The organism is Micromonospora sp. ATLC20, from assembly GCF_057196585.1.
This window is the reverse complement of sequence record NZ_JBXUOV010000369.1, coordinates 1-1537: the sequence shown is the minus strand read 5'-3', so window position 1 is coordinate 1537 and position 1537 is coordinate 1. Positions and strand designations below refer to the sequence as shown.

Sequence of the window (1537 nt, the reverse complement as noted above, 5' to 3'; positions counted from 1 at the left end):
AGTCTCACCCCCCCGCCCCCCCCCCCACACACCCCCCCCCCCCCCCCCCCCCCCCCCCCCCCCCCCCCCGCGCCCCCCCCCCCCCCCCCCCCCCCCCCCCCCACGCCGGTCACAGGCCGTTGCGGCGGATCACGTCGCGGTACCAGTGGGCGCTGCGCTTGAGCACCCGCCGCTGGCTCGCGTAGTCCACGTAGACCAGGCCCCAGCGCTGCTCGTACCCCTCGGCCCACTCGAAGTTGTCCAGCAGCGACCAGACGTGGTAGCTCTCCAGCGGCACCCCGTCGCCGACGGCCCGGTGGGCGGCGGCGAAGTGGTCGCGCAGGAAGGCGACCCGCCCGGCGTCGTCGACGGTGCCGTCCGGGCCGGGCACGTCGGGGCAGGGCAGGCCGTTCTCGGTGATGGTGATCGGCACCCGGCCGTAGTCGCGGGTGACCCGGGTCAGGATGTCGTACATGCCCTCCGGGTAGATCTGCTGCCACTCCGCCTCGGAGGTGGGCCACTTGCGGACCGTGTCGCGGGTGCCGGTGACGTAGAGCGGCGTGTAGTACTGCACGGCGAGCAGGTCGACCGGACTGGAGATGATCTTCAGGTCGCCGTCGCGGACGCCGCGGACCATCCGGCTGTCCGGGCCGAGGTCGTCCAGGACGTCCTGCGGGTACGCCCCCTTGAAGATCGAGTCGAGGTAGAGGCGGTTCTCGTAGCCGTCGTGGAGCCGGGTCGCGGCGGCCGACTCGGCGGAGTCGTCGGCCGGGTAGCAGGGGTGCAGGTTGAGCGCCGGGCCGATCCGGCCGGTGAGACCGGAGGCACGCAGCGCCTGCACGGCGAGGCCGTGGGCGAGCTGGAGGTGGTGGGCGACGAGGTACGCCGCGTCCTCGTCGCGGATGCCCGGCGCGTGGTGGCCCCAGATGTAGCCGTTCTGCACCACCGTCTTCGGCTCGTTGACGGTCAGCCAGACCGGCACCCGGTCGCCGAGGGCGCGGAACACCACGTCGGCGTACTCGGCGAAGCGCTCGGCGGTGTCCCGGTTCTCCCAGCCGCCGGTGTCCTGCAGCGCCTGGGGGAGATCCCAGTGGAACAGCGTGGCCATCGGCGCGATGTCGCGCTCGTGCAGCCCGTCCACCAGCCGGCGGTAGAAGTCGAGGCCGCGCTGGTTGGGGCGGCCGGAGCCGTCGGCCTGGATGCGTGGCCAGGAGATGGAGAACCGGTAGCTGCGCAGTCCCAGGTCGCGCATCAGGTCCAGATCCTGCGCGTACCGGTGGTAGTGGTCGGCCGCGACGTCGCCGGTGTCGCCGTTGCGGATCCGGCCCGGCGTGTGGCTGAAGGTGTCCCAGACGGACTCACCCCGCCCGTCCTCCTTGGCGGCCCCCTCGATCTGGTACGCCGAGGTCGCCGCGCCCCAGGCGAAGCCGTCGGGGAAGCGCAGCCCGCGGTCCGGCTCCGGGTCGGTGGTGCGCTCGGGCGGGCTGTCGCAGCCGCCGAGCGCGACTGTCGACGCGGCGATCCCGGCCGCGGTGGCGCCGGCGAGCCCGGTCCGGGC

General features: G+C 74.2%; 1 protein-coding gene. It reads right to left on the bottom strand.

Going from position 1 to position 1537, the window contains the following annotated elements; all coding sequences use genetic code 11:
• Positions 1 to 109 precede the first annotated feature (109 nt).
• Positions 110 to 1423 (bottom strand): GH1 family beta-glucosidase, encoded by a 1314-nt coding sequence (locus AC2CHG_RS31330; protein WP_484526204.1) that lies wholly within the window; start codon positions 1421 to 1423, stop codon positions 110 to 112.
• Positions 1424 to 1537 lie beyond the last annotated feature (114 nt).